Consider the following 24,508-nt stretch of genomic DNA (forward strand, 5'->3'; position numbering starts at 1 on the left):
GACCGGAATGAATCGTTGGGGATTACCAATGGTCTGCCCCTATGAGGTGCTCCGTTTTCAGTCTTAATGCATGATGGGCTTTTCGGCCATGCACCGGCCGCAGCAGGAAGGCGGCACGTCCGATCCAATCGGCCAAGGTCGAGCGATCCGGATCAATATCCTGGCGTGCGTAGATCTGGGCTTGTCAATACAGCCGCAGATGATCGGCGTATTTGGCGACGAGCACCTGCGCCACAGTGGCCTCGGTCGGCAGCCCACCCTCGACCAGCCGCGCCGGCGCCGGTGCCTGCACCATGGTCTCGCAGGCTCAGCAGGCATACTTCGGTCGGCGCACGACCAGGGGTCTGACTCACATCTGATGAGTTTTCTGCCGAGCTTGCGGTTCTCCAACGGGGGATCAGCGCCATGCGAGCCGGTATTCGAATTTCGTCGCTTGTGCCGAGTGGGTTGGTTATCGAGAGCGTAAGTGATTCATCTGACTCGATTATTTTAGCCGTCCGATCCGACGGCGGCATGGCCGAGTGCCCATTGTGCGGGGCGAGATCGCGCCGAATCCATAGTCGATACGATAGACAAGTCGCGGATTTGCCATGTGCAGGCAAGCAAATACGCCTCCGCGTGATCACGCGGCGGTTCATTTGCGAGATACGTCATTGTCGGCGGCGGATTTTCGCAGAACGGTTCGGGGACGATGTTCTCCCGACCCGGTCGCGCCGGACGGCACGGCTGGAATGCATCGTCCACCATCTGGGGCTGGCACTCGGCGGCAGGCCGGCAGCGAGATTTGCCAAGCGACTGATGCTGCCGGTGAGCAACGATACTCTGCTGCGGGTTGTTAGGCGACGAACGCGCCCAAGAACGGAGCCTCTGATCGTCGCTGGTATTGACGACTGGGCTTTTCGCAAGAACCATCGCTACGGAACAATTGTGTGCGATCTGGAGAGGCGGCGGATCGTAACTCTGCTTCCCGATCGCGAGATTGCAACGGTGCGGGCTTGGCTTTCCGACCATCCGGAGATCATGGTCGTATCGCGCGACCGTGGCGGCGGCTACGGTGAGGCCGCGGCAAAGGCGCTGCCCGACGCCGTCCAGGTCGCCGACCGTTGGCACCTGATGGAGAACAAGCGCGGCGTTCCTCAACGCGGTACGCCGTTCCATGCGGCCGCACCGCAATCGGTGCGACGACGATCAATCCAAAACTGCTCACTTGCGCGGAAAGGCTGCAGTATGAAGGGTATCTCCGACGCAAGCAGACGAATGCCGCCATCATGGCGCTCGTCGGAGACGCAGTGCCACTCAAGGAGATCGTCCGTCGAACAGGACACAGCCGTAAACTCGTTCGCCAAGTCAGTCGCGGCGAGAGTACGGATGTCTTCCGGACACGGCAAAGCACGCTCGATGCCCACTTGCTTTTTCTGGATGCGCAATGGAGCGGGGGCTGCCGTAACGGCGCAGAGCTCTGGCATCGTTTACAAGGGCAAGGCTTCCAAGGCTCCTTGCGTGTCGTCAGTGAGTGGACGACACGGCGACGACGGGCCGAGAAGGCGACCAATCAACAACTGCAAAAAGTGCCATCCGCGAGAACAATCTCACGATTGATGACCACGGCGCGCGACAATCTCAGCAAAGCAGATACGGTCACCATCGCCGCCATCGAGGCGCGCATTCCCACACTCGTCGAAGCCCGCATGCTCGTCGAAAGCTTCCAGACCATGGTGCGCAAGAAGCTTGTCGCTGATCTCGATCCTTGGATCGCCACCGCCAGCTTGAGCCTGATCGGTTCCTTTGCGAGTGGCATCATTAGGGACAAGGCCGCCGTCCGTGCCGCCATGCAGCAAAAGGCTGCGCGCACCGCTGCTCAGTGACCTCTCCTCAGTCCTTCCGTAGGTGCTACGGCACCGAGCTGACCTCGATGGCAGTCCTGCGATGGTGCCAACACACCGGCGTCGAATGGCACTACATCGCGCCGGGAAAGCCTACCCAGAACGCCTTCGTAGATAGCTTCAACGGGCGCTTCGGGACGAATGCCTCAATGACACGCTCTACTCGACGCTGTCCGAGGCGCGCAGCACCATCAGTTCATGGAGGGAGGATTACAACCAACACCGACCACATTCGGCACTCGGCAACATCACACCCGCCGAGTTCGCAACGAAATCCACGCTGGAAAAACAGGCCGCACAAGGCCAAAACGAAAACCAGGACTCTCCCTCAAGCTGGAGGAGACTAGGGTCTCGGGTCAAAGCCACCGTCAAACGCTATCACTACGACAGCCACGACCAACTGCGACGCCATCTCGCTAATTTCGTCGACGCTTACAATTTCGGTCGAAGGCTGAAAACCCTCAAAGGCCTCACGCCTTACGAGTTCATCTGCAAATGCTGGACAAGCGAACCCAAGCGATTCAAACTAAACCCGTTTCAGAAAATGCCGGGACCAAACACCTAGGTCCGCCGTGAGAATATCAGCAAGGGGTTTAGCTTCTCGGTACCGGGTCCGCCAAAGCCCAGACTATGAATAGTTCCAAGCTTTGTTGTATTAAGCCCATGCTTCGCAGCCGCAGCGCGGTATGTCTCAATGCCTCGTTTAACAAAAGGAAACTCTAACCACTTATCGCTTTCGAGGTGGTCGTTAACGTTAGCAAAGCATTTTCCACCCGCCGCAAGCCGCCGACTAACCTCAGAAAAAAAGTCGTCCAAAACTTCGTCGTTGAGGTGGTAAAGGACGCTAAAACTATAGATAATATCAAAGGTATGATCTCGTGAAAGAATGTCTGAACCAAATGATGATGAACATATTAGGCGTGGATTTTTGCTGCTCAGTCCGGCCTTACCGACTTCCCGCCATGCCAAATTTAGCACAGATGCCCTAATGTCCACGCCGACGTATTTATTTGGTTCCAGGTAATCCATCACCGGAATCCCGGCCGTTAGAGGACCGCAACCCAATTCAAGAAATGTACTCGACGGCGTTAGTCCGTTGTTTCTCAAGAAATCAATCTGAAACTTTCGGTGACTGTCCCATTGTCCGCGAAAGCCCATCGAATCTTCGAGTTCATGCTTTTGGCGAAGGTCAACCATTTTTTGGAAGTTGGCTTTGTCGAAAACAAAGCCTTTTAGACTGTGAATCAGTCTTGCGCTGGTACGTGACAAAGGAATTTTCAAGACGAAACTCCGACTTCTGACTACGTTACTCACCCTGCTCTATTCGATTCAGCAACTACTGCAACAGCAACTGCGTCGATCATAACGGGAAGCAGTTTACGCCTACCATGCCGTAGACCCCGTGGGGCGCGAAGGTCCGCAGCGCGCTTACCGTCGTCTGCTTGATTGCTTAGGCTGAGCATAGGGTATCACTTCCACTCCTAAATCACAGTCGCAAAGTTTCAAGCTGAAGCTCTCGCAAAGCCATATTTTCCCAAGGGCTTCTGGGCTCGACGAACGCGGCGTTCGCCGAAAGCTGCAATCGCGCACCGCCCTGATCCCTAAACTCGCCGATCAGAACGAACGTGGCTGGGCGCGGCGGAGCATGAACAGGTCCGATAAGAGGCGATGTTGGTCGACTTGAGTTTGCGATCAATCCGGATCGCCAGAATTCTCGGGTGAACTTCGACAAGCATTGAAACTTCTGCCATGTGGGGCGCCGATCGACGAACGCAGATCAGACATGGCTCGAGTACCCGACCAATGCCGAGCGCACGATCCGTCATTCAGGGGTTCGAAGACGAGGAGCTTCGGCCGACCCGGCGCAAGAGGCGGGCGAGGCTTAGAATGTATTGAACCAGCCTCGTTCAGAAAAGCTTCTATAGCGTCGGTTCGACACATCCTCCGCAGCGGACTTTCGCTTGGCAAGCTTAGTACTGGAGTCGCCACAATCTATACATCGACCGCTTCGCAACGCATTGGTTAGATTGTAGTCAGGCACGCTTGGATGGGTAGTTCCAAAACGCTCTGAAGCAGAGCAAGCGGCAATGCCTATCACAACCTAATACCATGTACATGATCTCGTACATAGTCCCGCGGATCATCGGACCTTTCGATGATATGAAAGCCGCTAGCATTCAAGAACTCCTTGACAGGCTTTTTGGTCCCTAACTCGCCATCCTTAAAATCGTGACAAGCGATCACGACATACTTGGCCATCTTGATTGAATTGAGCATACCCTTAATCGCTAGTTCCTCAGCTCCCTCGATGTTCATCTTAAGTAAATTGATTTTTTCAATTTGATGCTGCTTGACAAACCTATCAAGCTCTATTGCCTGTACTGCGGTCGAATGGCCATTTCCGTTCACATTTTTTATGCTGTTGCTTTCATTGTGGCGAAGCGAATTGATCCATACCGTGCCGAGCTTATCCGAAATGGCTAGATTGTACGTCCTGACGTTCTTGAGGCCATTAAGTTCGCATGTCTTTTCTAAGGCCGAGAAAGTCCACGGGTGAGCTTCAATTGAATGAATAGTTCCACCGGCGATCAATGGAGACAGCGTTAGCGCGTCCACGCCGACGCCAGCGCCAACGTCTATGATGGTGTCTCCAGGACTGGGTCGGTAAAGGTGCGTCCAGTAGTCCAGAGAGCCCGCCAGTCTCTCACGGGCGCGCTTCGCCATATGTCGAATGTCGTATCCAAAATACTCGAACTGCGCGGACCTGGGCAGGTAAACGCCGTCGACGACATCAATCCACATTTCGTCATACATTACACTCTGAATCGATGTGCCGGTGGCGTGGCGCGACCATTGCGAGGCCGCTTTAGCGAGGAGTCCACGGCGGCCGGGTCCGTCCAACAGAGAGGCTACTCGTCGCGCTAACGATGGCATTTGACCTCAAATATTTCTTTTACTTCCGACAAAGTTCACCACGCTACCCACATCGCACCATAAAGCAGGTGGTGGCTTAGCTGCTACTAAGGTATAAGACCGCGCGAGCCGATCCGTGTGTTTTGCGGCGTGATAGCAGATCCACGTTGTCGTAGCGCCAGTTTTTGCACGGAAGCGGTAGCGACCATACGATACATATATACCTTGGCGCGGTAGACACCAAGTTTGTTGAGTTGCGCTTGGTCACCAGGGTGACTGTTTAACTAACTCGATGAATTGGCCTTCTCGGAGGCGGGACAACTACTGCCTCTCCTTCCCAATTTCCATCATGTTTTTGGAGCAGCCGATTCTGCTCGTCCAAGTTGTGCTTTACTACGAAGAACCTTCACCTCGCCGAAAAATCGCGGTGGCACGCCGACGGCCTTTTGCCGGCCTCGAGAACCTGGGACCAGCTGGAAAAACAGGCCGCATAAGGCCAAAACGAAACCCAGGACTCTCCCTCAAGCTGGAGGAGACTAGGGTCTCGGGTCAAATCGTCTCGCAATCAATTTCCTCGCAGCAGTCTGCATCGCTGCGATGGTCAGTTACTGGTTATGAGCCCGGACCCTAGATTGTCTGAATAAAGCCAAAAGAGGCTTTTCAATCAACAGATAGCAAATAAGTCCGCCAACAGTGGAAAAAATGACTGAAACAAGAATAAACACCCACCCGAAGGACACTTCTGAATATCCAACCGCCAACCAAAACTTCCGCACTATGGGAAGAGTTGCGAAGTGAGTTAGATATACAGAATAGGATGCCGCGCCTAAGAACAACAGGACTCTACATCTGGGAGCTGAAAAGGTGAGCTCGGCAAAGACACAGCCGAACAAGATCAGCGCAGCAGGAAGGCCAATTTTGACACTTCGGGACAAATGTGAGAGTTGCAGGATTTGAAAATTAATCAGTATTAAGCATCCCACTAGGATTGAGATGGACAACCAAAAAGAGGAGCCCTCTCGGGAAAACCACTGCCCGACGGCGACACCTATTGCAAACTCAAGAACGATATTATTGGTATAAAAAATTCCAGCAGCAGACGAGAAGCGAAAGATTGCGCCGATCGTAACAAGCGCTGTTAGTATTGTTGTAACCGCGATAGGAAGCCACGTGCGAGGTAATAATAAGCAAAATGCAAAAAGTAAATAAAATGTCATTTCGTAATTGAGAGTCCAGCCCGGAATTATTAATGGTGCTATCGATCCCGTCACGGGATGATGCCATGGCAAAAATAGGAAAGAAGTTGTTGTGTGAAACAAGTCGATTTTTGTTGTTGAGAGCAGTTGAGGGGCAACATATGCGATCAAGATAAGAATTGATGTCGCCAACCAATAAAGCGGAACTATACGCGTGAACCGTCGATAGAGAAAAGTCACCGGGCTGGTGGTCTCTGATGTTGTGATCCACATGATGAACCCAGAGACGACGAAGAAAATATCGACACCGTATTGGCCGCCAGATTCTGGAAAACTTACCGGCACACCCGAAATGCGGGACCATTGCGATGAGGCGTGAAACCAAACGACGAGCAACGCTGCGAAGGCCCGCAAATATTGAACGGATAGCATTGAAGTTCGTGTTTCACTCATCACGCTATTTTTGAAACCGTCTATGATATCCGGACGCATATATTGAATGGTAGATGGAGACCAGTGCACGATAGCACACTCGTTGGAGCAGTTGGGTGTGGATGTATGCAGCAGCGGCGGTGGTCGATAATGGCTTGAGCTCCAAGGATCATCTAGCTGCACGCCGTCGTCAAAAGCGGTTCCGATTACCGGCCCTTCGTCGAGGGGCGGGTGCCAGGTGGAAGAACCTCTGTCAGCTAGGGCCGTGAGGGCATCGGTTCGATGACCCAGTAGATAATGTTCGGGTCTTCCGCCTGGATCAGAAGCTCGTGTTGAGGACGGTGAGGGCCGCCTTCGTGCGGACCCTTGTTTGCTATGGACGAGGCCTTTTTCCTTTTGACCCGAGACCCTAGTCTCCTCCAGCTTGAGGGAGAGTCCTGGTTTTCGTTTTGGCCTTGTGCGGCCTGTTTTTCCAGCGTGGATTTCGTTGCGAACTCGGCGGGTGTGATGTTGCCGAGTGCCGAATGTTGTCGGTGTTGGTTGTAATCCTCCCTCCATGAACTGATGGTGCTGCGCGCCTCGGACAGCGTCGAGTAGAGCGTGTCATTGAGGCATTCGTCCCGAAAGCGCCCGTTGAAGCTATCTACGAAGGCGTTCTGGGTAGGCTTTCCCGGCGCGATGTAGTGCCATTCGACGCCGGTGTGTTGGCACCATCGCAGGACTGCCATCGAGGTCAGCTCGGTGCCGTTGTCGAGACGATCGTGGCGGGCCGGCCGCGCCAGCGGATGATGGCGTCCGGTTCACGCACGACGCGCAGGCCGGAAAGCGATGTATCGGCGATCAGTGCCAGGCACTCCCGCGTATAGTCGTCGACCACGGCGAGCACCCGGAAGCGCCGACCGTCGGTGAAGGTGTCGGAGACGAAGTCCAGGCTCCACCTTGCGTCGGCACGATCGGGCATGAGCATCGGCCTGCGTGTGCCCAAGGCCCGCTTGCGGCCGCCGCGCCGGCGCACCTGCAGCTTCTCCTCCCGGTAGAGGCGCCGCAGCTTCTTCTGGTTCATCACGATACCCTGCCGCTCCAGCATGATGTGGATCCTGCTGTAGCCGAACCGCCGGCGCTCCGCCGCCACGGCCTTCATCGCATCGCGCAACGGACCGTCGTCCGGACGGATGCTGGTGTAGCGCACCGTTGAACGGTCGATGCTTAGAGCCTGGCACGCCCGACGCTGGCTCACCCCATGCACCTCGCAGGCGCAAGCCACCGCTTTCCGCTTCGCATCGGGCGTCACCATTAATGAGATGGCCCGCCCCGGCTCTCCGGCTGCGATGATGCAGCTGGTTGATTCCCAACTGAAGGAGCCGATATGTCCAGAAGCCACTCTGTCGATGCCGCCGTCTTCGGCATTGATCTCGGAAAGACCCGCTTCGACGGCATGGCAGCCGATGCATCCGGCAAGCCGATACGCCGCGTCAAGCTAACCCGTTATACGATCCTGCCGTTCTTCGAGCAGGCGCCTCGCGCCTTGATCGGGATGGAAACTTGTCCGGGCGCCCAATGGCTGGCGCGCAAATTGGCTGCGATGGGCCACACAGTGCGGATTATCCCAGCGCAGTTCGTGAAGCCTTTCGTCAAATCGAATAAGAACGACGCGCGTGACGCAGAGGCGATTGCCGAAGCGGTGGTCCGTCCGACGATGCGCTTTGTAGAGATCAGGCAGGAAGCGCAAATCGATCTGCAGGCGCTTCATCGGATCCGAGACCGGATCTCCGCAAACAGAATACAGCTTATCTGTCAGATGCGCGCCTTTTGTCTGGATATGGAATCGCGATGCGGCCAGGGGCTGGCGTCTTCAAGCTCGACATGGCGCGCATCCTTGCCGACGAGACCAACGACCTCACACCGATGATGCGCACGATGCTGCGGGAACTCTGGGACGAGTTCGTCGTCGTCGACGCGCGGCTCGCCACCGTCAGCCGGCAGGTCGAAGCGATCGCCGATCGCGTCGACGCAGCGCGCCGGCTGATGTCGATCCCCGGGATTGGGCCACTGGGAGCAACGGCCCTGCTTGCCGCAATCGGAGATGGACGGCAGTTCCGCAAGGCGCGTGACCTTGCGGCATGGCTCGGGCTCGTTCCACGCCAAAACTCGACAGGCGGGAGGACCACGCTGCTGGGGATCAGCAAGCGCGGCAACCCGTACCTGCGGCGCCTCATCATCCATGGCGCACGCTCATGCATCGCCCACCTGAACCGTGAGCGCGACCGTATGGGTGAGTGGATCGGCCGGCTCGAACAGCGGATGCATCGCAACAAGGTTGTTGTCGCTTTCGCCAACAAAATCGCTCGGATGGCGTGGGCCGTGCTCACGCGGCCGGGCAATCTTTATGAGCGCGTTGATCCGGCCCGGGCTTGATCATCGCGTTCTCGTCAGGTTGCGGGGTCAAGGAGTGATGTCGGAACAGTCCATCCGCTGGTTGTAAGCCCTGTCAAAAAACGGGCATCATGGCCCGTACGATTTATTGGGAACAACCGGCGCGCATCTCATCATGGCCTGGCTGCAACAGCAGCTCACTCGCGAGAGGCCGGATACATTTACGCAAACTGCGCCCGACAGAAATCCAAATCCCTTGCAACGCCGGGGCGGACCATACATTTTTTGAGGTGACATCCTTCAGAATCGCATTGTCGAGCATCTGCTCGGCCAAGAGCTTCTTCAGCCGGGCATTCTCGTCCTCCAGCGCCTTCAGGCGACGGGCGTCGGACACATCCATCCCGCCGAACTTCGCCTTGAACTTGTAGAAGGTCGCAGCCGAGATACCATGCTTGCGGCAGACCTCCGTCGTCTTCGCTCCGGCTTCCTGCTCCTTCAGCATCCCGATGATCTGTTCCTCAGTGAACCGCGAGGCGCGCATCGTCCGTCTCCGTGATCGACGGACTCTACCCAATTCTGGAGGAAGTTCAGGGTCTCAGGTCAGAGCCTATGACCGGCAATTCAAGGAACACCATCCGCGCACGTTACGTACCGAATTTTGGAACTTGAGGAACCAGAAAGCTGCGCCGCGACAATGCAGCCACGGCAAGGCTGGAAGCAACAGCGCCAAACTGTCTGGCTCCGTTCGGCAAGGCGTTGGATGATCCAGATCATCCGGCACAATCGTGCACAACGCGACCGGCGGCCGCGAGATCGTCAAGGCGCGCCAAGAAGAAGCGAGCAAAGCTGGAGGCCAAAGGTCAGCCTGGTAGACTCCAGCTGCTTCGGCTCGAGACGGACACGCTGATACAGCACCTAGATTTAACTGGGCAATGTGGAGTAGCATGGCTCGACAAATAAATCGGGAGCTTAAATTGAAAGTGCTTTCACGCTGTCCGGTTTGCCGCTCCAAGCTTACCCAATTTGCTTTTAAGGCTCCCACGACACGCGGCCAGGATACCAGGATGTGGTCCGTTTCAGCGTGCGGTTCGTGCACTCACCACTTCATTAATCCTCAGCCTTCTTGGGATGACCTGAAGATTTACTATGATAATTGTTATGGTGCTTATAGCCCCAATCACGGTACCGAGGCGGGTGACGAAGATGTCATTCGGGGAGCCCAACAGACGGGCAAATTGCGAGGCATTCCGTTGCCGACCGGCAAGCGTTTGCTAGATGCCGGTTGCGGTGCCGGCTCATTTTTAAGAATTGCCAATAAGCTTGGAGCGCTCGGTGAAGGCATCGAGCCCAGTGAATACGCGTCTGGGGTCGCTAGGAGCCAGGGTCTGAAAGTATTCTGCGGAACTATCGAAGCGTTCGCTCAACAAACCACGGACACCTTCGATATCATTACGTCTCATCACGTAATGGAGCATGTTCCAGATCCTGTTGCGTCGTTTAGCGCCATGAGAAAGCTACTGGCCCCCAATGGATTTATTTGGATAGCTGTTCCAAACGCAGCTTACCCTCCTGCTAGAGCTCTAAAACGCCGATGGCATAGTTCAGACTTGCCATATCATCTGATGCAATTCAGCCCGACCAGTTTGAGAACCGCAGGCGAACTCGCAAATCTAAAGGTACGCACTCAGGAGACCCTTTCGATTCCTCATCTTGTTGAAACGAGCTTGGCCCAGTATTTCCGTTACAAATGGATGATTCCTCGAAAAATCTCCCATGGATCCGGCATATTAAAACCGTTGGCGGGCTGGTACGCGAAGCTTATGGATCGAAGATGCGCAGGAGAAGCTATAATTACAGAGTTTGTTACATAATTAGAACATCGCGGTTGTTCACGGTGACGCAAAGCAGGATCGTTCAATCATCATGATGTGGTATCTAATGCGCCTATCTGAAATCATATTAATTCCATTCGCGGTGTTACTCGTCGGAGCGGCGCTCGATGTCTGGGAAGGATTTTCCGAGACCGCCGAGCCAAACCGGCCCGATTAAGTCCCGTGAAGCTGTTCGCCGCTCTTGGTCCGGGCGATATCGTGGCCGCTCATAGGCAACAAATCGCCGGTCGCGTAATCGAATCTGAGACTGCTATCACCTATTCTGGCCCGCTCTTAGAGTATTGTCGCGTACGAAATATAGATACGCTGGCGGTCTCTCAAAATTTGAGATCAGATGAATTTTCCGACGGCGTCCTGACGGTTGAAAATCGACCGATGCCCCGCCTTCCGTATCACCTCTCAATGGTTTTTAGAGCCTTCTACCTAGCTTACAGAGCAAAACGCTTCGGCGCTGATTTCGCGCTCATAAATTCCGGTAGCGCCCATTATTTTGCACTAACGGCCTTTAGAATTGTGGGCATCGCCGTCGCTGTTGACTTTCACAATACGCTTTGGCCAACCGGATACCCGGAACCCAGCGCAACCAAACGAGTATTGCGGAAACTAGATAGCTACTTCTTTCGCTGGCTGTGCGCGGGAGCCATCGGCGTTTCGGAAGAATGCGGTCGCCAAGTCAAACAATCGGCAAATTATTGCATTCCGTTTTTTGGATACAAGGCTCAGTTTAGAGACGATGGTTATGTTTCATCAATATCAACCGACCGAAATCTCTTTCGGGTCGCGTTTGTGGGTCGCATCGCAGAGAATAAGGGAGCATTTGATCTTATAGAGATCGCAGAACTGCTCTCGGCCAAGCCCGTGAGAATCGATGTCTGTGGGGATGGCCCCGCACTAGTAAGCCTACGCCGGACCGTTCTTGAAAGGGGATTGGATAATCTAATAACGATCCACGGCGCCCTGAGGCGGCCCGACCTTCTCAGGGTATATCAAAGATCAGACGCCGTTTTAGTCCCAACCAGAACAGACTTTTCCGAAGGTCTCCCAAAAGTTTGCATCGAGGCAGCCCTCTTTGGCCTTCCTATAATCACCAGCAAATTGAGCAACGCTTTCGATTCTTTAGGTCCTGCAATAATTGAGGCTAAGCCAAACCAACCGAGTAGTTATGCGCAAGCCATTGTCTCCCTTATGAACGATCCCGACAGACGTCTCCGCATTAAGTCAGATTGCGCGAATCTAGCTGGACAATTCTTTGATAGGTCAAACAGCTTACCGGCGGCCCTCGACCGGCTGCTTGCTTTTTCGCTCCCTAACTGGACCCCGCTTCGGGATTTCGAAGAAGTTTTCGCTAAAGCTATTTAAGTCCGTCACGCGCGCCGTCCGCAATCGACGGCCTGTTCGATTTCATCGGCAAGGGCGGCAATGCCTGAGTGTGCTGGTAACCTGACCTGGATTCTTGAACTAAGCTCCATGAGAAATTGAGCCTGGAAGGGAGCTATGGTTATGCCGAAGGAAAGGCTCATCGCGGAGCAGATCGTGATAGTGCTCCGTCTGATTGAAGTGTGCTGATGTCGCACGGTAAGGGGCGCCAGTGGTCTGCCGTTAAGCCGGAATTTCGCAGCAGAGTTATATCGCTGGCGAATACCGCGGTCTTGAGCTCGATCAGACGAAGCGCTAAGAGCCCGTTTGGAAAATCAGGGATGAGCGTTTCTGCGGATGAGGACGCCGCCCATGGCGACGTGGATCATGGCGGTTGAGACGTCGATGCGGCGCTCGTAGTCGCGAACGAGCCTGCGCCAACGGATCATCCAACCGAAAGTTCGTTCGACGACCCAGCGACGCGGTAGGACTTCGAAGCCCTTCTGACCGTCGCGGCGACGGATGATTTCGATCACGAACCGTAGATAGGTGGCCTTGTCCATCAACTGCAGCCGGTCGTAAGCGGCATCGGCGAAGAGATGTTTCACCCACGGCCAGCGTTTGCGGATCGTATTGAGGATCGCCTGCGCTCCGGCGCTGTCGGAGATATCGGCGGTCGTCAGATTGACCATCAACAGCCGCCCGTCGGTGTCGACCGCGATATGGCGCTTGCGCCCGACGATCTTCTTGCCGGCGTCATAGCCGCGCGTCTCGCCATGCGGCGCTTTGACCGACTGGCTGTCGATCACCGCAGCAGACGGGCTGGCTTCGCGACCTTGCCTTTCCCGGTCGAGCATGAGTTCGATGTCATGGATCGTTTGGAACAGGAAGCGCCGCGCCAGTTCGCGGAACCAGCCGTAGACCGTCCGCCAATGGCCGAAATGCACGGGCAGCATCCGCCAGCCGCAGCCCGAGCGCACCAGATACCGTACCGCGTTGATCACTTCGCGAAATTCGATCTCCCGCGGCCGCCCCCTGCGTCCGGGCTTCGGCATCAGCGGCGCGATCCGCTCCCATTCCTCGTCCGTCAGGTCAGACGGGTAGCGCTTGGTCTTCCGGGCGATCTTGGCCATTCGGCCTCGCTGCTTGCGTGTCCACATCCGAAGTGTGAATCATATTCGCAACGACACCGGAATCTCGGCCCAGCCCAATTTTCAAACAGGCTCTAAGGATCTAGAGCAGGAGGCCGCAGCTTCGTAGCCACGTCTGGAGCTTACAACTTCGTCGAGGCGCGGAGCTACGATGGGCGCAAGTTGCGGCCCATTACTTTGATCGACAAGTTCCACGCGGGAATGCCCAGCCATTCGTGGCTCGCGGGAATAACAGTTTCGGTGTCATCGAGACAATGGCCGAGGTGATGCTTGCCAAAGGCGATGCTGAACACATCCGACGGCCAACCGCGCGAAGATGACGGCCAGGATTGTGCGGAACTAGTTCGCAAAGCTCGAAGCAAAGACACTCTATTGCCCCGAGCAGCTTATAGGGAGCGGATACTGCGAGTCATTCAATGGCGAGCTGCGCGACGAATGCCTGAACGGTGAAATCTTCTACAGCCTGAAGGCCAGTGTCGTCATCGAACAATGATGCAAGCACTCAACACGATCCTACTGCACTCCGAGCTACCGGCCGCCACAACCACAACAGTGTCCGTCGTCGGGGATTTTTGGACCGTCGGCGGTGTGAGCTAACGGAGGCTCTTCTCTATTCGGCGTGTTGAGGTCAAGTTCCTTCGAGCCTTCCGTCTCACCGATTGATCTCTCTCGCGGGCCTCGCTTCTCTTCGGGATTGGCTTATTAGCCCTCCCAGTATGGGATCAGAAAGAATGAAGCAGCACAATCTGACTCGCGTCCTGACAGCAATGCCGCCGGTACAAGAGCCTCCACAAACTCACTTCACTCACCGTCCCGCGGGACATCGTCCGCCGGTGAGCACCGTACTTTTATTGACTGACTCAGATGGCTGTTTGGGCGACCTCCCTTGTCCAATGGAACTTGGTGCCGTCGATCCATATCCGGTGCATGACGACAGCAAGGCGGCGCGCCAAAGCGACGATAGCTTTCTGCTGGCCGCGCCGTTTGGCAACGTTCATTGCCCACGCTTTCAGCCAGGACCATTTCTTGACGCGGGTTAGCATCACCTGGGCCGCTTCGTAGAGCAACGTGCGCATCATCCCATTGCCGCAGAGCGAGATGCGGCCCACCCGCGTGCTTTCATCCGACTGATGGAGCGCCGGTGTCAGACCCAGCGCCGGGCCGACGGCTTTGGAGTTGCGGAAGCGTGACGGCACGTCGATGGTGCTGATGAAGGCAAGCGCTACCACGGGCCCGACGCCGGGTATTGTCATCAAGCGGCCGCAAACGGCATCATGCCGGGTCAACGCCAGAACCTTCCGATGTAGCCGATTATGTTCTTCGCGCAACTTGTCGCGGGCCTCCAGTAACGGTTCGCGTTTGGAAATCCCGATTAAAAAATGGCACATCCGGTGCCGACATGCTTATGAGGCTCTAAACGCGCGGATGTCCATCTTGGCCATGGGCATGCCCATGACACCGTATACGTTGACGCAGACTGCTCAGAACACCGTAAAATACTCTTGCAGGCGGGCGGGCCATACGTTTTTTTAAGCAGCCGCAGCTCCAGCGCCTGTTCGGCGACGACCTCTTTGAGATCGCGCGCCTCCTTGCGCAGCACTTTCACCTCGTCGCTGGTGGCCGCCCGCGCCGTATCGCCGGCAAGCCGTTTCTTGCCGGCTCCAGGAACTCCTTCGAGCAGTTATAATACAGGCTCTCAGCGATGCCTTCGCGACGGTACAGCGCGGCGATCGACTCCTCACCGCGTAGGCATTCCAATACGATGCTGATCTTCTCTTCGGCCGAATACTGCTTGCGGGTCGCACGGCGGATGCCCTTAATGACCTGCTCCGCTGGCGCTTTCCCTGTCCCGGATTTCTGTCTCATCTTCGCTCCTTTGAAAGGCTACGATGAACCAAAAATCCTCCGTTCGCAGTTAAACCGCTTTGGTCCTATCAGCGCTGACGCCGGACACCAGCCTAAAATATTCGTCAGGTGGCCTGCACCCGGTTCCGAAGACACCAAGTTAAGGTGTTTACTGGAGCTGGAGGTGTGTCATGGAGCGACGGCAGTTTACGAGGGAGTTCAAGCTTGAGGCGGTACGGCTGATCAAGGAACGAGGCGTCTCGTGTGCGCAGGCGTCAGACGATCTGGGTGTGCACCCGACGCAGTTGCGGGATTGGGTGAAGTTTGCGGACGATCCGCAGCATGCGTTCCCTGGTCAAGGCCAGATGAGGCCGGAGCAGTTGGAGATTGCGCGATTGAAGCGCGAGGTGACCAGGCTCAAGGCTGAACGGGATATTCTAAAAAATGCCGCGGCCTACTTCGCGAAGGAAGCAACGTGAAGTTCTCCTTCATTGCGAAGCACCGGGGGATTTGGGCCGTGGACTGGATGTGCGAGGCGCTCGGTGTCTCGCGAGGCGGATTCTATGCGTGGCTGACACGACCGCGCAGCCAGCACAGCTGTGATGATGAAGACCTTGGCGCCAGGGTTCGTGCGAGCTTCCTGGCGAGTGACCGAACCTACGGGGCGCGGAGGATATGGCGCGATCTCGTCGCTGAGGGCATGTCTTGCGGGCTGCACCGGGTCGAACGATTGATCCGGCTGCAGGCATTCAAGGCCCGTCCGCGCCGGCGGCGGCTGCCGCCTGATCTCGGCGAACGGCAATCCACCGGCGTCGCACCAAATGTGCTTGATCGTAGCTTCGAAGCAACCGCACCCAACCGCAAATGGATCGCCGACTTCACCTATGTCTGGACCGCAGAAGGGTGGCTCTATGTTGCCGCTGTGATCGATCTGTTCTCGCGTCGCGTGGTGGGCTGGTCGATGAGCGCGTGAATGACTGCCCAGCTCGTCACCGATGCGCTGGCGATGGCGATCTGGCGGCGCGGCAAGCTCGATGCCCTGCTGCATCATTCCGACCGCGGCAGCCAGTACACCAGCGAGCAGTTCCAGCGGCTGATGGCCGATCACGGCGTCGTCTGCTCGATGAGCCGTTCAGGCAACGTCTGGGACAATGCGGCGATGGAGAGCTTCTTCTCCTCGCTCAAGACCGAACGCACCGCGCGGAAGATCTATCGAACGAGAGATGAGGCAAGAGCTGACGTCTTCGATTATATTGAGCGCTTCTACAATCTGAAGCGCAGGCACTCGACAATCGGATATCTAAGCCCGATGGAGTTCGAACAGAGAGCCGGATTCGTCTAAGTCGGTGTCAACTGAACCGGGTGCAGGCCAAGGTAATAGACTTAACGGGGCATTGTAGGATAGCGTTGTGGGTTCTGCAATGTAGGGAAGAGGACGAGTTTCGGATGGGGTTTGACATTTCAGATCTAAAATTTCTTCTGTCTGGTATCTCCGGGACATCGATATGCACGCTGGGGCATCTCAATCTCTTTATGTCTCGTTCCGAATTAGACAGGACCCTTCGAGAATACGGCCAACCCTCTGTTCGGTTACCAGAAAAGGCGATTTTATTTGCCGAAGATGTCCTAGAACCTCTCGGATTTTCGGTCGATAGCATCGACGCGTCCGCTTACGAGAACGCCACTATAATTCACGACCTAAACAATTCTGTGCCCGAGAAATTGAATGAGAAGTTCGATATTGTGTGGGATGGAGGGACGCTCGAACATGTGTTTGATTACCCAGCGGCACTCACCAACGCGATGCGGATGGTCAAAGTTGGTGGCCATTTGGCATTTCGAACCCCCGCGAATAATCAGTGCGGGCATGGGTTCTATCAATTCAGCCCCGAACTTTTTTTCCGAAGCTTAGTTCCCGAGAACGGTTTTGAGCTAGAGCGACTCTTCATCGCAAGCAAAGGACGATACTACCACGTCAGAGACCCCGCATCCGCTCACTGTCGAGTAGAACTAATGGACAGCGCCCCGGCAGTTCTCATGGTTCACGCCCGTAAGATTGCACCTACCCCTAAGCAGGTAGGCGTGCCGCAACAGAGCGACTACGTCGAATTCTGGACACAAAAAACTGAGTGCGACGGAAGATTGAAATCTCTTCTAAGATCAAAGCTCGCGCCTGAGTCTATCGCGAGAATAAGTTCAGTGCTGAACAGGTTAAGGCAACGCCGCGTTGTTAAAAAGTGGAGGAGAATGTCAAAACTATCGAATAGAAAGTTTTATCATCCTGTAGGAGACTGGTCTCAGCCATCTAAAACCGTTTGGAGCAAGTAACGGTCAGGTTTTCATGAGTATCTGACTTTCCGATTTCTCAGCGCCTCGAAATCCCATTCAAGAGCCACGCCTTGACCACTAACTGAAGAAGCCGTTGGTCGAGGCGATGCTCGACAATGCCATGTAGAAGGACCTCAATTCGAAGGGTGCCGAGTCAGCAGCAAGCGTACTACATCGCACCGAGCAAGCCGCAGGGGAGCCTTCGTGGAAAGCTTCATTGCGGGATGACCCGAGACCCTAGTCTCCTCCAGCTTGAGGGAGAGTCCTGGTTTTCGTTTTGGCCTTGTGCGGCCTGTTTTTCCAGCGTGGATTTCGTTGCGAACTCGGCGGGTGTGATGTTGCCGAGTGCCGAATGTTGTCGGTGTTGGTTGTAATCCTCCCTCCATGAACTGATGGTGCTGCGCGCCTCGGACAGCGTCGAGTAGAGCGTGTCATTGAGGCATTCGTCCCGAAAGCGCCCGTTGAAGCTATCTACGAAGGCGTTCTGGGTAGGCTTTCCCGGCGCGATGTAGTGCCATTCGACGCCGGTGTGTTGGCACCATCGCAGGACTGCCATCGAGGTCAGCTCGGTGCCGTTGTCGAGACGATCGTGGCGGGCCGGCCGCGCCAGCGGATGATGGCGTCCGGTTCACGCACGACGCGCAGGCCGGAAAGCGATGTATCGGCGATCAGTGCCAGGCACTCCCGCGTATAGTCGTCGACCACGGCGAGCACCCGGAAGCGCCGACCGTCGGTGAAGGTGTCGGAGACGAAGTCCAGGCTCCACCTTGCGTCGGCACGATCGGGCATGAGCATCGGCCTGCGTGTGCCCAAGGCCCGCTTGCGGCCGCCGCGCCGGCGCACCTGCAGCTTCTCCTCCCGGTAGAGGCGCCGCAGCTTCTTCTGGTTCATCACGATACCCTGCCGCTCCAGCATGATGTGGATCCTGCTGTAGCCGAACCGCCGGCGCTCCGCCGCCACGGCCTTCATCGCATCGCGCAACGGACCGTCGTCCGGACGGATGCTGGTGTAGCGCACCGTTGAACGGTCGATGCTTAGAGCCTGGCACGCCCGACGCTGGCTCACCCCATGCACCTCGCAGGCGCAAGCCACCGCTTTCCGCTTCGCATCGGGCGTCACCATTAATGAGATGGCCCGCCCCGGCTCTCCGGCTGCGATGATGCAGCTGGTTGATTCCCAACTGAAGGAGCCGATATGTCCAGAAGCCACTCTGTCGATGCCGCCGTCTTCGGCATTGATCTCGGAAAGACCCGCTTCGACGGCATGGCAGCCGATGCATCCGGCAAGCCGATACGCCGCGTCAAGCTAACCCGTTATTTGCTGATTCCGGAGCAAGCCGCCCACCTATTCCAGGATGATGCCGCCCACCTGTTCCGATTAATTGTCGCCCAGCATTCCGATTAATCCTCGCCCAGCATTCCGGGATGATGTCGCCCGGGGTGGCGGGATGTCGGAGAGCCCTGCTGGCCGTTTGTAAGGTCCGTTTCTTTGGCTTTGGCTGAAGAGTGGATCGATGCCGGCGGAGAGGGTTGCGATGCGGGTGGTACGCGAAGTTTTACGTTTGAGGTTTGCAGGGATTTCCAAGCGCGAGGTGGCGCGGCGTACCGGCTTGGCGTCATCGACAGTACGGGCGACGATTGCGCGTTTCCAGTCGCTTGGGTTGACCTGGCCGCTGCCCGAGACCGTCACCGACAGCGAGCTGGAAGCAAAGCTCTACAAGAACGCCGGCAAGAAGCAGGGTCATCGCCGCAGCGCCGAGCCGGACTGGTCGATCCTGCACCGGGAGATGAAGCGCAAGCACGTCACCTTGTCGATCCTGTGGGACGAGTACATCGAGGCTCACCCGGAAGGATATCGCTACAGCCGCTTCTGCGAGCTTTATCGGGCCTGGGAAGGCAAGATCTCCGTCACGATGCGGCAAACCCATTTAGGTGGCGACAAGCTGTTCGTCGATTACGCCGGCGACACCGCGCCGGTGGTAATTGACCGACTGACGGCGAGATCAGGAAGGCGCAGATTTTTGTCGCCGTCCTGGGGGCATCGAACTTCACCTATGCGGAGGCGACGTGGACGCAATCGCTCGCCGACTGGATCGGTGCGCACACGCGTGCCTTCGAGGCCCTCGGCGGGGTACCCCGGCTTGTGGTGCCGGACAACACCAGGACGGCGGTCATCAAGGCGTGCCTGTACGAGCCTCAGGTCAACAGGACCTATACGGAGATGGCCGCGCATTACGGCATCGGCATCTTGCCGGCGAGACCGCGCAAGCCACGCGACAAGGCCAAGGTCGAAGCCTGTGTGTTGATCATGGAACGCTGGATTCTGGGCCGCCTGCGCAATAGGAGATTCCATAGCCTGGGCGAGTTGAACGAAGCCATCAGAGGATTACTAGTGCGACTGAACGACGAACGCCCGATCCGGCGTCTCGGCGTAACGCGGCGCCAGCTTCTCGAAGATCTCGATCGGCCGGCGCTCAGGCCCTTGCCGGCTGAGCCTTATGTGTTCGTCGAATGGCGCGCCCGCCGGGTCGGGATCGATTATCACGTCGATATCGACAAGCATTATTACAGCGTGCCGCATCGCTTCGCCCGTACCGAGGTCGAGGTTCGGCTCACCGGCCGCACCGTCGAAGTATTCGCCAAGGGCGAGCGGATCGCCGCGCATCTCCGCTCGAGCGGCAACGGCAAACACACGACCGTGCAAGAACACATGCCCTCCAGCCACCGGCGTTACGCCAACTGGACACTCGATCGCATCCGCAAAGACGCCGCCTTGATTGGACCGTCGACGGCGGCGTTGTGCGACCTGATCCTGGAGCATCGCCCGCATCCCGAACAGGGCTTTCGGGCCTGTCTGGGAATCGTGCGGCTGGTCAAGCCGTTCGGCATGGCCCGGGTCGAGGCCGCCGCGACGCGCGCGCTCGACATTGGGACACGGACCTACGGTTCCGTCAGATCGATCCTCGACAACAATTTGGACCGCCACACCGACCGACCGCGCGGCCCGGACGGGGTGACGATCCTCCACCCCAATATCCGTGGCCCGCGCTATTACCATTGAGGAGATCACATGCTCACCCATCCCACCCTCGATCAGCTCAATCAACTCGGGCTGTTCGGCATGGCCAAAGCCTTCGATGGAGTCGCCGCATCCAGCGACGCCGCCGCGCTTCCGCATCTGGATTGGCTTGCGCTGCTGCTCGACCGCGAGATGACTTATCGACACGACAGAAAGCTGACGGCCAGGCTCCGGTATGCAAGGCTGCGCCACCAAGCGGCTGTCGAGGATGTCGATTACCGGGCCACGCGCGGTCTCGACCGCGCGCTATTCCAGAAGCTCGCCGAGGGCCGCTGGATCGACGCCCACGATAACGTCATCCTGAGCGGCCCGACCGGAGTCGGCAAAAGTTGGCTCGCCTGCGCTCTCGGACACCGAGCTTGCCGTAACAACCGATCCGTTCTCTATCAGCGCGTTCCCAAGCTCTTCGCCGATCTCGCGCTGGCACGCGGCGACGGTCGTTATGCCCGACTGCTGCGGGCGCTCGGGGGCGTGCAACTCCTTATATTAGACGATTGGGGCCTCGAACCTCTCGATGCCGCCGCTCGACATGACCTGCTGGAAATTCTCGAAGAACGCCATGGACGACGATCCACGATCGTCACCAGCCAGCTCCCGGTCGACAAATGGCACGATGTCATCGGCGATCCAACCTACGCCGACGCCATCCTCGACCGCCTCGTCCACAACGCTCACCGCATCGATCTCACTGGAGACAGCCTGCGCCGCACCCGCGAAAGGTCCACCAAAAAAGATTGACCATTCACAACAAGCAATGGCACAACTTTAGCAGCCAGCGAGGCACGCGCCCTGGGCGACATCATGTCGGAATCTATGGGCGGCATCATCTCGGAATGCCCGGGCGACTTCATCGGAATCCGCACGTTATACGATCCTGCCGTTCTTCGAGCAGGCGCCTCGCGCCTTGATCGGGATGGAAACTTGTCCGGGCGCCCAATGGCTGGCGCGCAAATTGGCTGCGATGGGCCACACAGTGCGGATTATCCCAGCGCAGTTCGTGAAGCCTTTCGTCAAATCGAATAAGAACGACGCGCGTGACGCAGAGGCGATTGCCGAAGCGGTGGTCCGTCCGACGATGCGCTTTGTAGAGATCAGGCAGGAAGCGCAAATCGATCTGCAGGCGCTTCATCGGATCCGAGACCGGATCTCCGCAAACAGAATACAGCTTATCTGTCAGATGCGCGCCTTTTGTCTGGATATGGAATCGCGATGCGGCCAGGGGCTGGCGTCTTCAAGCTCGACATGGCGCGCATCCTTGCCGACGAGACCAACGACCTCACACCGATGATGCGCACGATGCTGCGGGAACTCTGGGACGAGTTCGTCGTCGTCGACGCGCGGCTCGCCACCGTCAGCCGGCAGGTCGAAGCGATCGCCGATCGCGTCGACGCAGCGCGCCGGCTGATGTCCCCGGGATTGGGCCACTGGGAGCAACGGCCCTGCTTGCCGCAATCGGAGATGGACGGCAGTTCCGCAAGGCGCGTGACCTTGCGGCATGGCTCGGGCTCGTTCCACGCCAAAACTCGACAGGCGGGAGGACCACGCTGCTGGGGATCAGCAAGCGCGGCAACCCGTACCTGCGGCGCCTCATCATCCATGGCGCACGCTCATGCATCGCCCACCTGAACCGTGAGCGCGACCGTATGGGTGAGTGGATCGGCCGGCTCGAACAGCGGATGCATCGCAACAAGGTTGGTAAGCGGTGTTTTCAGGCCACTTCCCTGGTATCCAGCGCAGCGGTATAGGCCCAAGGCAGCAGGTCGTTGATCTGGCTGTTGGGATGGCCGTTGACGATCCTGGTGATGACGTCGGCCAGATAGTTATGCGGTTCGATGCTGCAAAGCTTGCAGGTCTCGATCAGCGAGGCGATGACGGCCCAGTGCTCGCCGCCGCCGTCGGAGCCGGCGAACAACGCGTTTTTGCGGTTGAGCGCAATCGGTCGGATTGAGCGTTCGACGATGTTGCTATCGATCTCGATGCGGCCGTCATTGAGGTATCGCGTGAGCCCCTCCCAGCGCGACAGCGCGTAGCGGATCGCCTCGGCGAGTTTGGTCTTCTGGCTGATCAGGTCGAGCTTGGCACGCAGCCAGGGTTCGAGGGCTTCCAGAATGGGGCGGCTCTTCTCCTGCCGAAGCGCGCGCCGCTCATCGGCGCAGCGGCCCCGGCATTGGGTCTCGACGGCATAGAGATCGACAATGCGTTTGAGCGCCTCGCTGGCGATCGGCGCCGGACCGGCGACGGCAAGCTCGTAGAAGCGCCGGCGCACGTGGGCCCAGCAGAACGCGAGCCGCACGTCGCCGCGTTCGGCGAGGGCGCGATAGCCGGCATAGCCGTCTACCTGCAGGATGCCGGTGAAGCCGGCGAGATGAGCGATCGGCCGCTCCGCCTTGCGGTCGGGCGCATAGAGGTAAGCTACGCCCGGCGGATCGGCCCCGCCCCAAGGGCGATCATCGCGTGCGTAGGCCCAGAGCTGGCCGATCTTGGTCCGCCCGCGGCCGGGATCGAGCACCGGCGCCGTGGTCTCGTCGGCGAACAGCTTGGTCGAGGTCTTCAAAGTAGCGAGCAGGCGCTCATGCACCGGCCGCAGCAACCAGGCGGCGCGGCCGACCCAGTCGGCCAATGTCGAGCGGTCGAGTATGATGCCCTGCCGGGCGTAGATCTGGGATTGGCGGTAGAGCGGCAAGTGATCGGCGTATTTGGAGACGAGGACCTGCGCCACTGTCGCTTCGGTCGGCAATCCGCCCTCGATCAGCCGTGCCGGCGCCGGAGCCTGCACCACCACCTCTTCGCAGGCCCGACAGGCATACTTCGGCCGGCGCACGACGAGCACGCGCAGCTGCGCGGGGATCATGTCGAGTCTCTCGCTCCGGTCTTCGCCAATCCGATGCAGCGCGTTACGACAGCATGGACAGCTGTGGTCCTCGATATCGGCCACCATCTCGATGCGCGGCAGATGTGCCGGAAGCGATCCGCGGTTCATGCGGTGCCTGACGGCATGACGTGCTCGCTCGGCCGGAGCGACCGCTTCACCTGCCGCCTCGCTGCTCGCAGCAGCCTGCTCGACCTCTTCGAGCCCGAGCAGAAGTTGATCTTCCGGCAGCGTCTCGGCGCGCCGGCCAAAGCGATGGCGGCGCAACTCCCTGATGATTTGTTCCAACCGTTCGGCGCGTGCCCGTTCCGCCAGCAGCATCGCCTTCAGCGTACCGGGATCATCGGGAAGCGCGTCTGCCAGAGCCGTCATGGAAGCAATTAAATCACGAGCCTCAATGCGTCGCGAGCGATCCGATGAAGATGATTCACTGTGTCGCAGATCAACTGGCCTGCGTCGGCACCGTCGTCTCGCGCGCGACGTGGACACGGCGCCAGTCGAGACCTTCCAATAACGCCGAGAGCTGCGCCGCAGTCAAATGCATGACGCCGTCCTGTACATTGGGCCAGCGGAATGCGCCATCTTCGAGCCGCTTGGCAAACAGGCAGACACCAGTGCCATCCCAGAAGATCAGCTTCACACGGTCCGCCCGCTTGGCGCGGAACACGTAGACAGCACCGGAGAACGGATCGGTCTTCATCCCGTCTCGCACCAGAGCCGCGAGACCCTCGGCACCCTTCCGGAAGTCGACCGGCTTGGTCGCCATCATAACCCGAACTGCGCCGGTCGGACCGATCACGCGCTGGCCTTTAGCGCGCGGATCACCGCCGTGACCGTCCTGGCGTCGGCACCGCGGCCGACGCGCACCGTCACGCTGCCAATCTCAACCTCGATGATTCCAGCAACACGATCCTCATCGAGCGCACGGTTGCGACCGCGGCGGCGAACCGCGCGCTCCGGCAATGTAGCTTCCACGAGCGCCGGAACAAAAAGCGGCCCTGACGTCTCGGTGCTCGCCGATGCAGGCTGCCGTGCTTGACGGCGCCAGCCGAACAACTGTTGCGGCGATAACCCATGACGGCGCGCAATCTCCGAAACTACAGCGCCCGGAACAAGTGTCTCTTCGATGATGCGGGCCTTGTCATCATCCGAGAACCGGCGCCGACGCCCAGTGCCCGTGATCACCTCAAGC

Annotated in this window: 18 protein-coding genes and 11 pseudogenes; 16 read left to right on the top strand and 13 right to left on the bottom strand. The window is 57.8% G+C overall.

What is annotated here, in order from left to right; translation table 11 throughout:
- Nucleotides 1–82: 82 nt before the first annotated feature.
- Nucleotides 83–346: pseudogene (locus NB311A_RS20225) on the bottom strand (transposase); the annotation flags it as partial.
- Nucleotides 347–513: 167 nt separating this feature from the next.
- On the opposite strand from NB311A_RS20225, the pseudogene NB311A_RS23065 reads away from it, so the two are divergent.
- The 4 genes and pseudogenes from NB311A_RS23065 to NB311A_RS20240 form a co-directional block, all read left to right on the top strand.
- A pseudogene (locus NB311A_RS23065) lies at nt 514–1,155 on the top strand (ISL3 family transposase); the annotation flags it as partial.
- 113 nt (nt 1,156–1,268) lie between these two features.
- Nucleotides 1,269–1,865, top strand: coding sequence for a hypothetical protein (locus NB311A_RS23070; protein ID WP_371256480.1), 597 nt, complete (start codon nt 1,269–1,271; stop codon nt 1,863–1,865).
- Nucleotides 1,866–1,894: 29 nt separating this feature from the next.
- A pseudogene (locus NB311A_RS21255) lies at nt 1,895–2,163 on the top strand (integrase core domain-containing protein); the annotation flags it as partial.
- A gap of 78 nt (nt 2,164–2,241) precedes the next feature.
- Nucleotides 2,242–2,448, top strand: a pseudogene (locus NB311A_RS20240) (IS3 family transposase); the annotation flags it as partial.
- Here the strand turns inward: NB311A_RS20240 and NB311A_RS19660 are convergent.
- The 4 genes and pseudogenes from NB311A_RS19660 to NB311A_RS07525 all read right to left on the bottom strand — a co-directional run.
- Entirely contained in the window at nt 2,445–3,164 is a 720-nt protein-coding gene (locus tag NB311A_RS19660) for a class I SAM-dependent methyltransferase (protein WP_131522890.1), read from the bottom strand. The pseudogene NB311A_RS20240 and the gene NB311A_RS19660 overlap by 4 nt on opposite strands.
- A gap of 813 nt (nt 3,165–3,977) precedes the next feature.
- Nucleotides 3,978–4,697, bottom strand: a complete 720-nt coding sequence (locus NB311A_RS07520) for an FkbM family methyltransferase (protein ID WP_009797909.1) — start codon at nt 4,695–4,697, stop codon at nt 3,978–3,980.
- 704 nt (nt 4,698–5,401) lie between these two features.
- Entirely contained in the window at nt 5,402–6,484 is a 1,083-nt protein-coding gene (locus NB311A_RS20245) for an acyltransferase (RefSeq protein WP_083780405.1), read from the bottom strand.
- A gap of 419 nt (nt 6,485–6,903) precedes the next feature.
- Nucleotides 6,904–7,718, bottom strand: a pseudogene (locus NB311A_RS07525) (IS3 family transposase); the annotation flags it as partial.
- 72 nt (nt 7,719–7,790) lie between these two features.
- Between NB311A_RS07525 and NB311A_RS23075 the strand changes: the two are divergent.
- Both NB311A_RS23075 and NB311A_RS23080 read left to right on the top strand, forming a co-directional pair.
- Nucleotides 7,791–8,333: an IS110 family transposase gene (locus NB311A_RS23075; protein WP_009797913.1), complete on the top strand. Its 543-nt coding sequence runs from the start codon at nt 7,791–7,793 to the stop codon at nt 8,331–8,333.
- The gene (locus NB311A_RS23080) at nt 8,234–8,839 is read left to right on the top strand and encodes an IS110 family transposase (RefSeq protein ID WP_371256473.1); all 606 of its coding nucleotides are present in this window, start codon (nt 8,234–8,236) and stop codon (nt 8,837–8,839) included. The genes NB311A_RS23075 and NB311A_RS23080 overlap by 100 nt, the downstream gene beginning before the upstream one ends.
- 235 nt (nt 8,840–9,074) lie before the next feature.
- Here NB311A_RS23080 and NB311A_RS07535 read toward each other — a convergent pair.
- A pseudogene (locus NB311A_RS07535) lies at nt 9,075–9,338 on the bottom strand (transposase); the annotation flags it as partial.
- 523 nt (nt 9,339–9,861) lie between these two features.
- Between NB311A_RS07535 and NB311A_RS20255 the strand changes: the two are divergent.
- Both NB311A_RS20255 and NB311A_RS07540 read left to right on the top strand, forming a co-directional pair.
- Entirely contained in the window at nt 9,862–10,668 is an 807-nt protein-coding gene (locus NB311A_RS20255; protein ID WP_165475239.1) for a bifunctional 2-polyprenyl-6-hydroxyphenol methylase/3-demethylubiquinol 3-O-methyltransferase UbiG, read from the top strand.
- Between the two features lie 183 nt (nt 10,669–10,851).
- Nucleotides 10,852–12,048 (top strand): glycosyltransferase family 4 protein, encoded by a 1,197-nt coding sequence (locus tag NB311A_RS07540; RefSeq protein ID WP_009797916.1) that lies wholly within the window; start codon nt 10,852–10,854, stop codon nt 12,046–12,048.
- 332 nt (nt 12,049–12,380) lie between these two features.
- On the opposite strand, the gene NB311A_RS07545 is transcribed toward NB311A_RS07540, so the two are convergent.
- Complete coding sequence (locus NB311A_RS07545; RefSeq protein WP_116394730.1) at nt 12,381–13,205, bottom strand: IS5 family transposase; 825 nt, start codon at nt 13,203–13,205, stop codon at nt 12,381–12,383.
- Nucleotides 13,206–13,620: 415 nt separating this feature from the next.
- Here NB311A_RS07545 and NB311A_RS23085 point away from each other — a divergent pair, with 415 nt between their 5' ends.
- Nucleotides 13,621–13,689: a hypothetical protein gene (locus NB311A_RS23085; RefSeq protein ID WP_371256476.1), complete on the top strand. Its 69-nt coding sequence runs from the start codon at nt 13,621–13,623 to the stop codon at nt 13,687–13,689.
- 367 nt (nt 13,690–14,056) lie between these two features.
- Here NB311A_RS23085 and NB311A_RS07550 read toward each other — a convergent pair.
- Nucleotides 14,057–14,551 (bottom strand): annotated as a pseudogene (locus tag NB311A_RS07550) (transposase); the annotation flags it as partial.
- A gap of 164 nt (nt 14,552–14,715) precedes the next feature.
- A pseudogene (locus NB311A_RS07555) lies at nt 14,716–15,062 on the bottom strand (transposase); the annotation flags it as partial.
- A gap of 170 nt (nt 15,063–15,232) precedes the next feature.
- On the opposite strand from NB311A_RS07555, the pseudogene NB311A_RS07565 reads away from it, so the two are divergent.
- A pseudogene (locus NB311A_RS07565) lies at nt 15,233–16,383 on the top strand (IS3 family transposase).
- A 104-nt stretch (nt 16,384–16,487) separates the two neighbouring features.
- Nucleotides 16,488–17,369 carry a methyltransferase domain-containing protein gene (locus NB311A_RS19665; RefSeq protein WP_131522891.1) on the top strand — a complete coding sequence of 294 codons (882 nt, stop codon included), beginning with the start codon at nt 16,488–16,490 and terminating at the stop codon, nt 17,367–17,369.
- A gap of 214 nt (nt 17,370–17,583) precedes the next feature.
- Here NB311A_RS19665 and NB311A_RS22520 read toward each other — a convergent pair.
- A pseudogene (locus NB311A_RS22520) lies at nt 17,584–18,491 on the bottom strand (IS3 family transposase); the annotation flags it as partial.
- 72 nt (nt 18,492–18,563) lie between these two features.
- Here NB311A_RS22520 and NB311A_RS07580 point away from each other — a divergent pair.
- The 5 genes and pseudogenes from NB311A_RS07580 to NB311A_RS23095 all read left to right on the top strand — a co-directional run bounded on the left by NB311A_RS07580 (nt 18,564) and on the right by NB311A_RS23095 (nt 22,192).
- Entirely contained in the window at nt 18,564–18,773 is a 210-nt protein-coding gene (locus NB311A_RS07580) for a hypothetical protein (protein WP_009797927.1), read from the top strand.
- Between the two features lie 130 nt (nt 18,774–18,903).
- Nucleotides 18,904–20,429, top strand: a pseudogene (gene istA / locus NB311A_RS07585) (IS21 family transposase).
- A gap of 9 nt (nt 20,430–20,438) precedes the next feature.
- A complete protein-coding gene (gene istB / locus NB311A_RS07590) occupies nt 20,439–21,185 on the top strand; it encodes an IS21-like element helper ATPase IstB (protein WP_009797930.1) in 747 nt (248 codons plus the stop codon).
- 175 nt (nt 21,186–21,360) lie between these two features.
- On the top strand, nt 21,361–21,735 hold the full coding sequence (locus tag NB311A_RS23090) for a transposase (protein WP_371256478.1): 375 nt from the start codon (nt 21,361–21,363) through the stop codon (nt 21,733–21,735).
- A 163-nt stretch (nt 21,736–21,898) separates the two neighbouring features.
- Nucleotides 21,899–22,192, top strand: coding sequence for a transposase (locus NB311A_RS23095; protein ID WP_371256479.1), 294 nt, complete (start codon nt 21,899–21,901; stop codon nt 22,190–22,192).
- Here the strand turns inward: NB311A_RS23095 and NB311A_RS07600 are convergent.
- The 3 genes from NB311A_RS07600 to NB311A_RS07610 form a co-directional block, all read right to left on the bottom strand.
- A complete protein-coding gene (locus NB311A_RS07600; protein ID WP_009797884.1) occupies nt 22,156–23,688 on the bottom strand; it encodes an IS66-like element ISNisp6 family transposase in 1,533 nt (510 codons plus the stop codon). The genes NB311A_RS23095 and NB311A_RS07600 overlap by 37 nt on opposite strands.
- 70 nt (nt 23,689–23,758) lie before the next feature.
- A complete protein-coding gene (gene tnpB, locus NB311A_RS07605) occupies nt 23,759–24,115 on the bottom strand; it encodes an IS66 family insertion sequence element accessory protein TnpB (RefSeq protein ID WP_040674336.1) in 357 nt (118 codons plus the stop codon).
- Nucleotides 24,112–24,508 (bottom strand): transposase (locus NB311A_RS07610; RefSeq protein WP_009797881.1); only part of this gene is annotated, 397 nt, incomplete at its 5' end. The genes NB311A_RS07610 and tnpB, both read right to left, overlap by 4 nt.

This window comes from Nitrobacter sp. Nb-311A, assembly GCF_000152905.1.
In the GTDB taxonomy this organism is placed as follows: domain Bacteria; phylum Pseudomonadota; class Alphaproteobacteria; order Rhizobiales; family Xanthobacteraceae; genus Nitrobacter.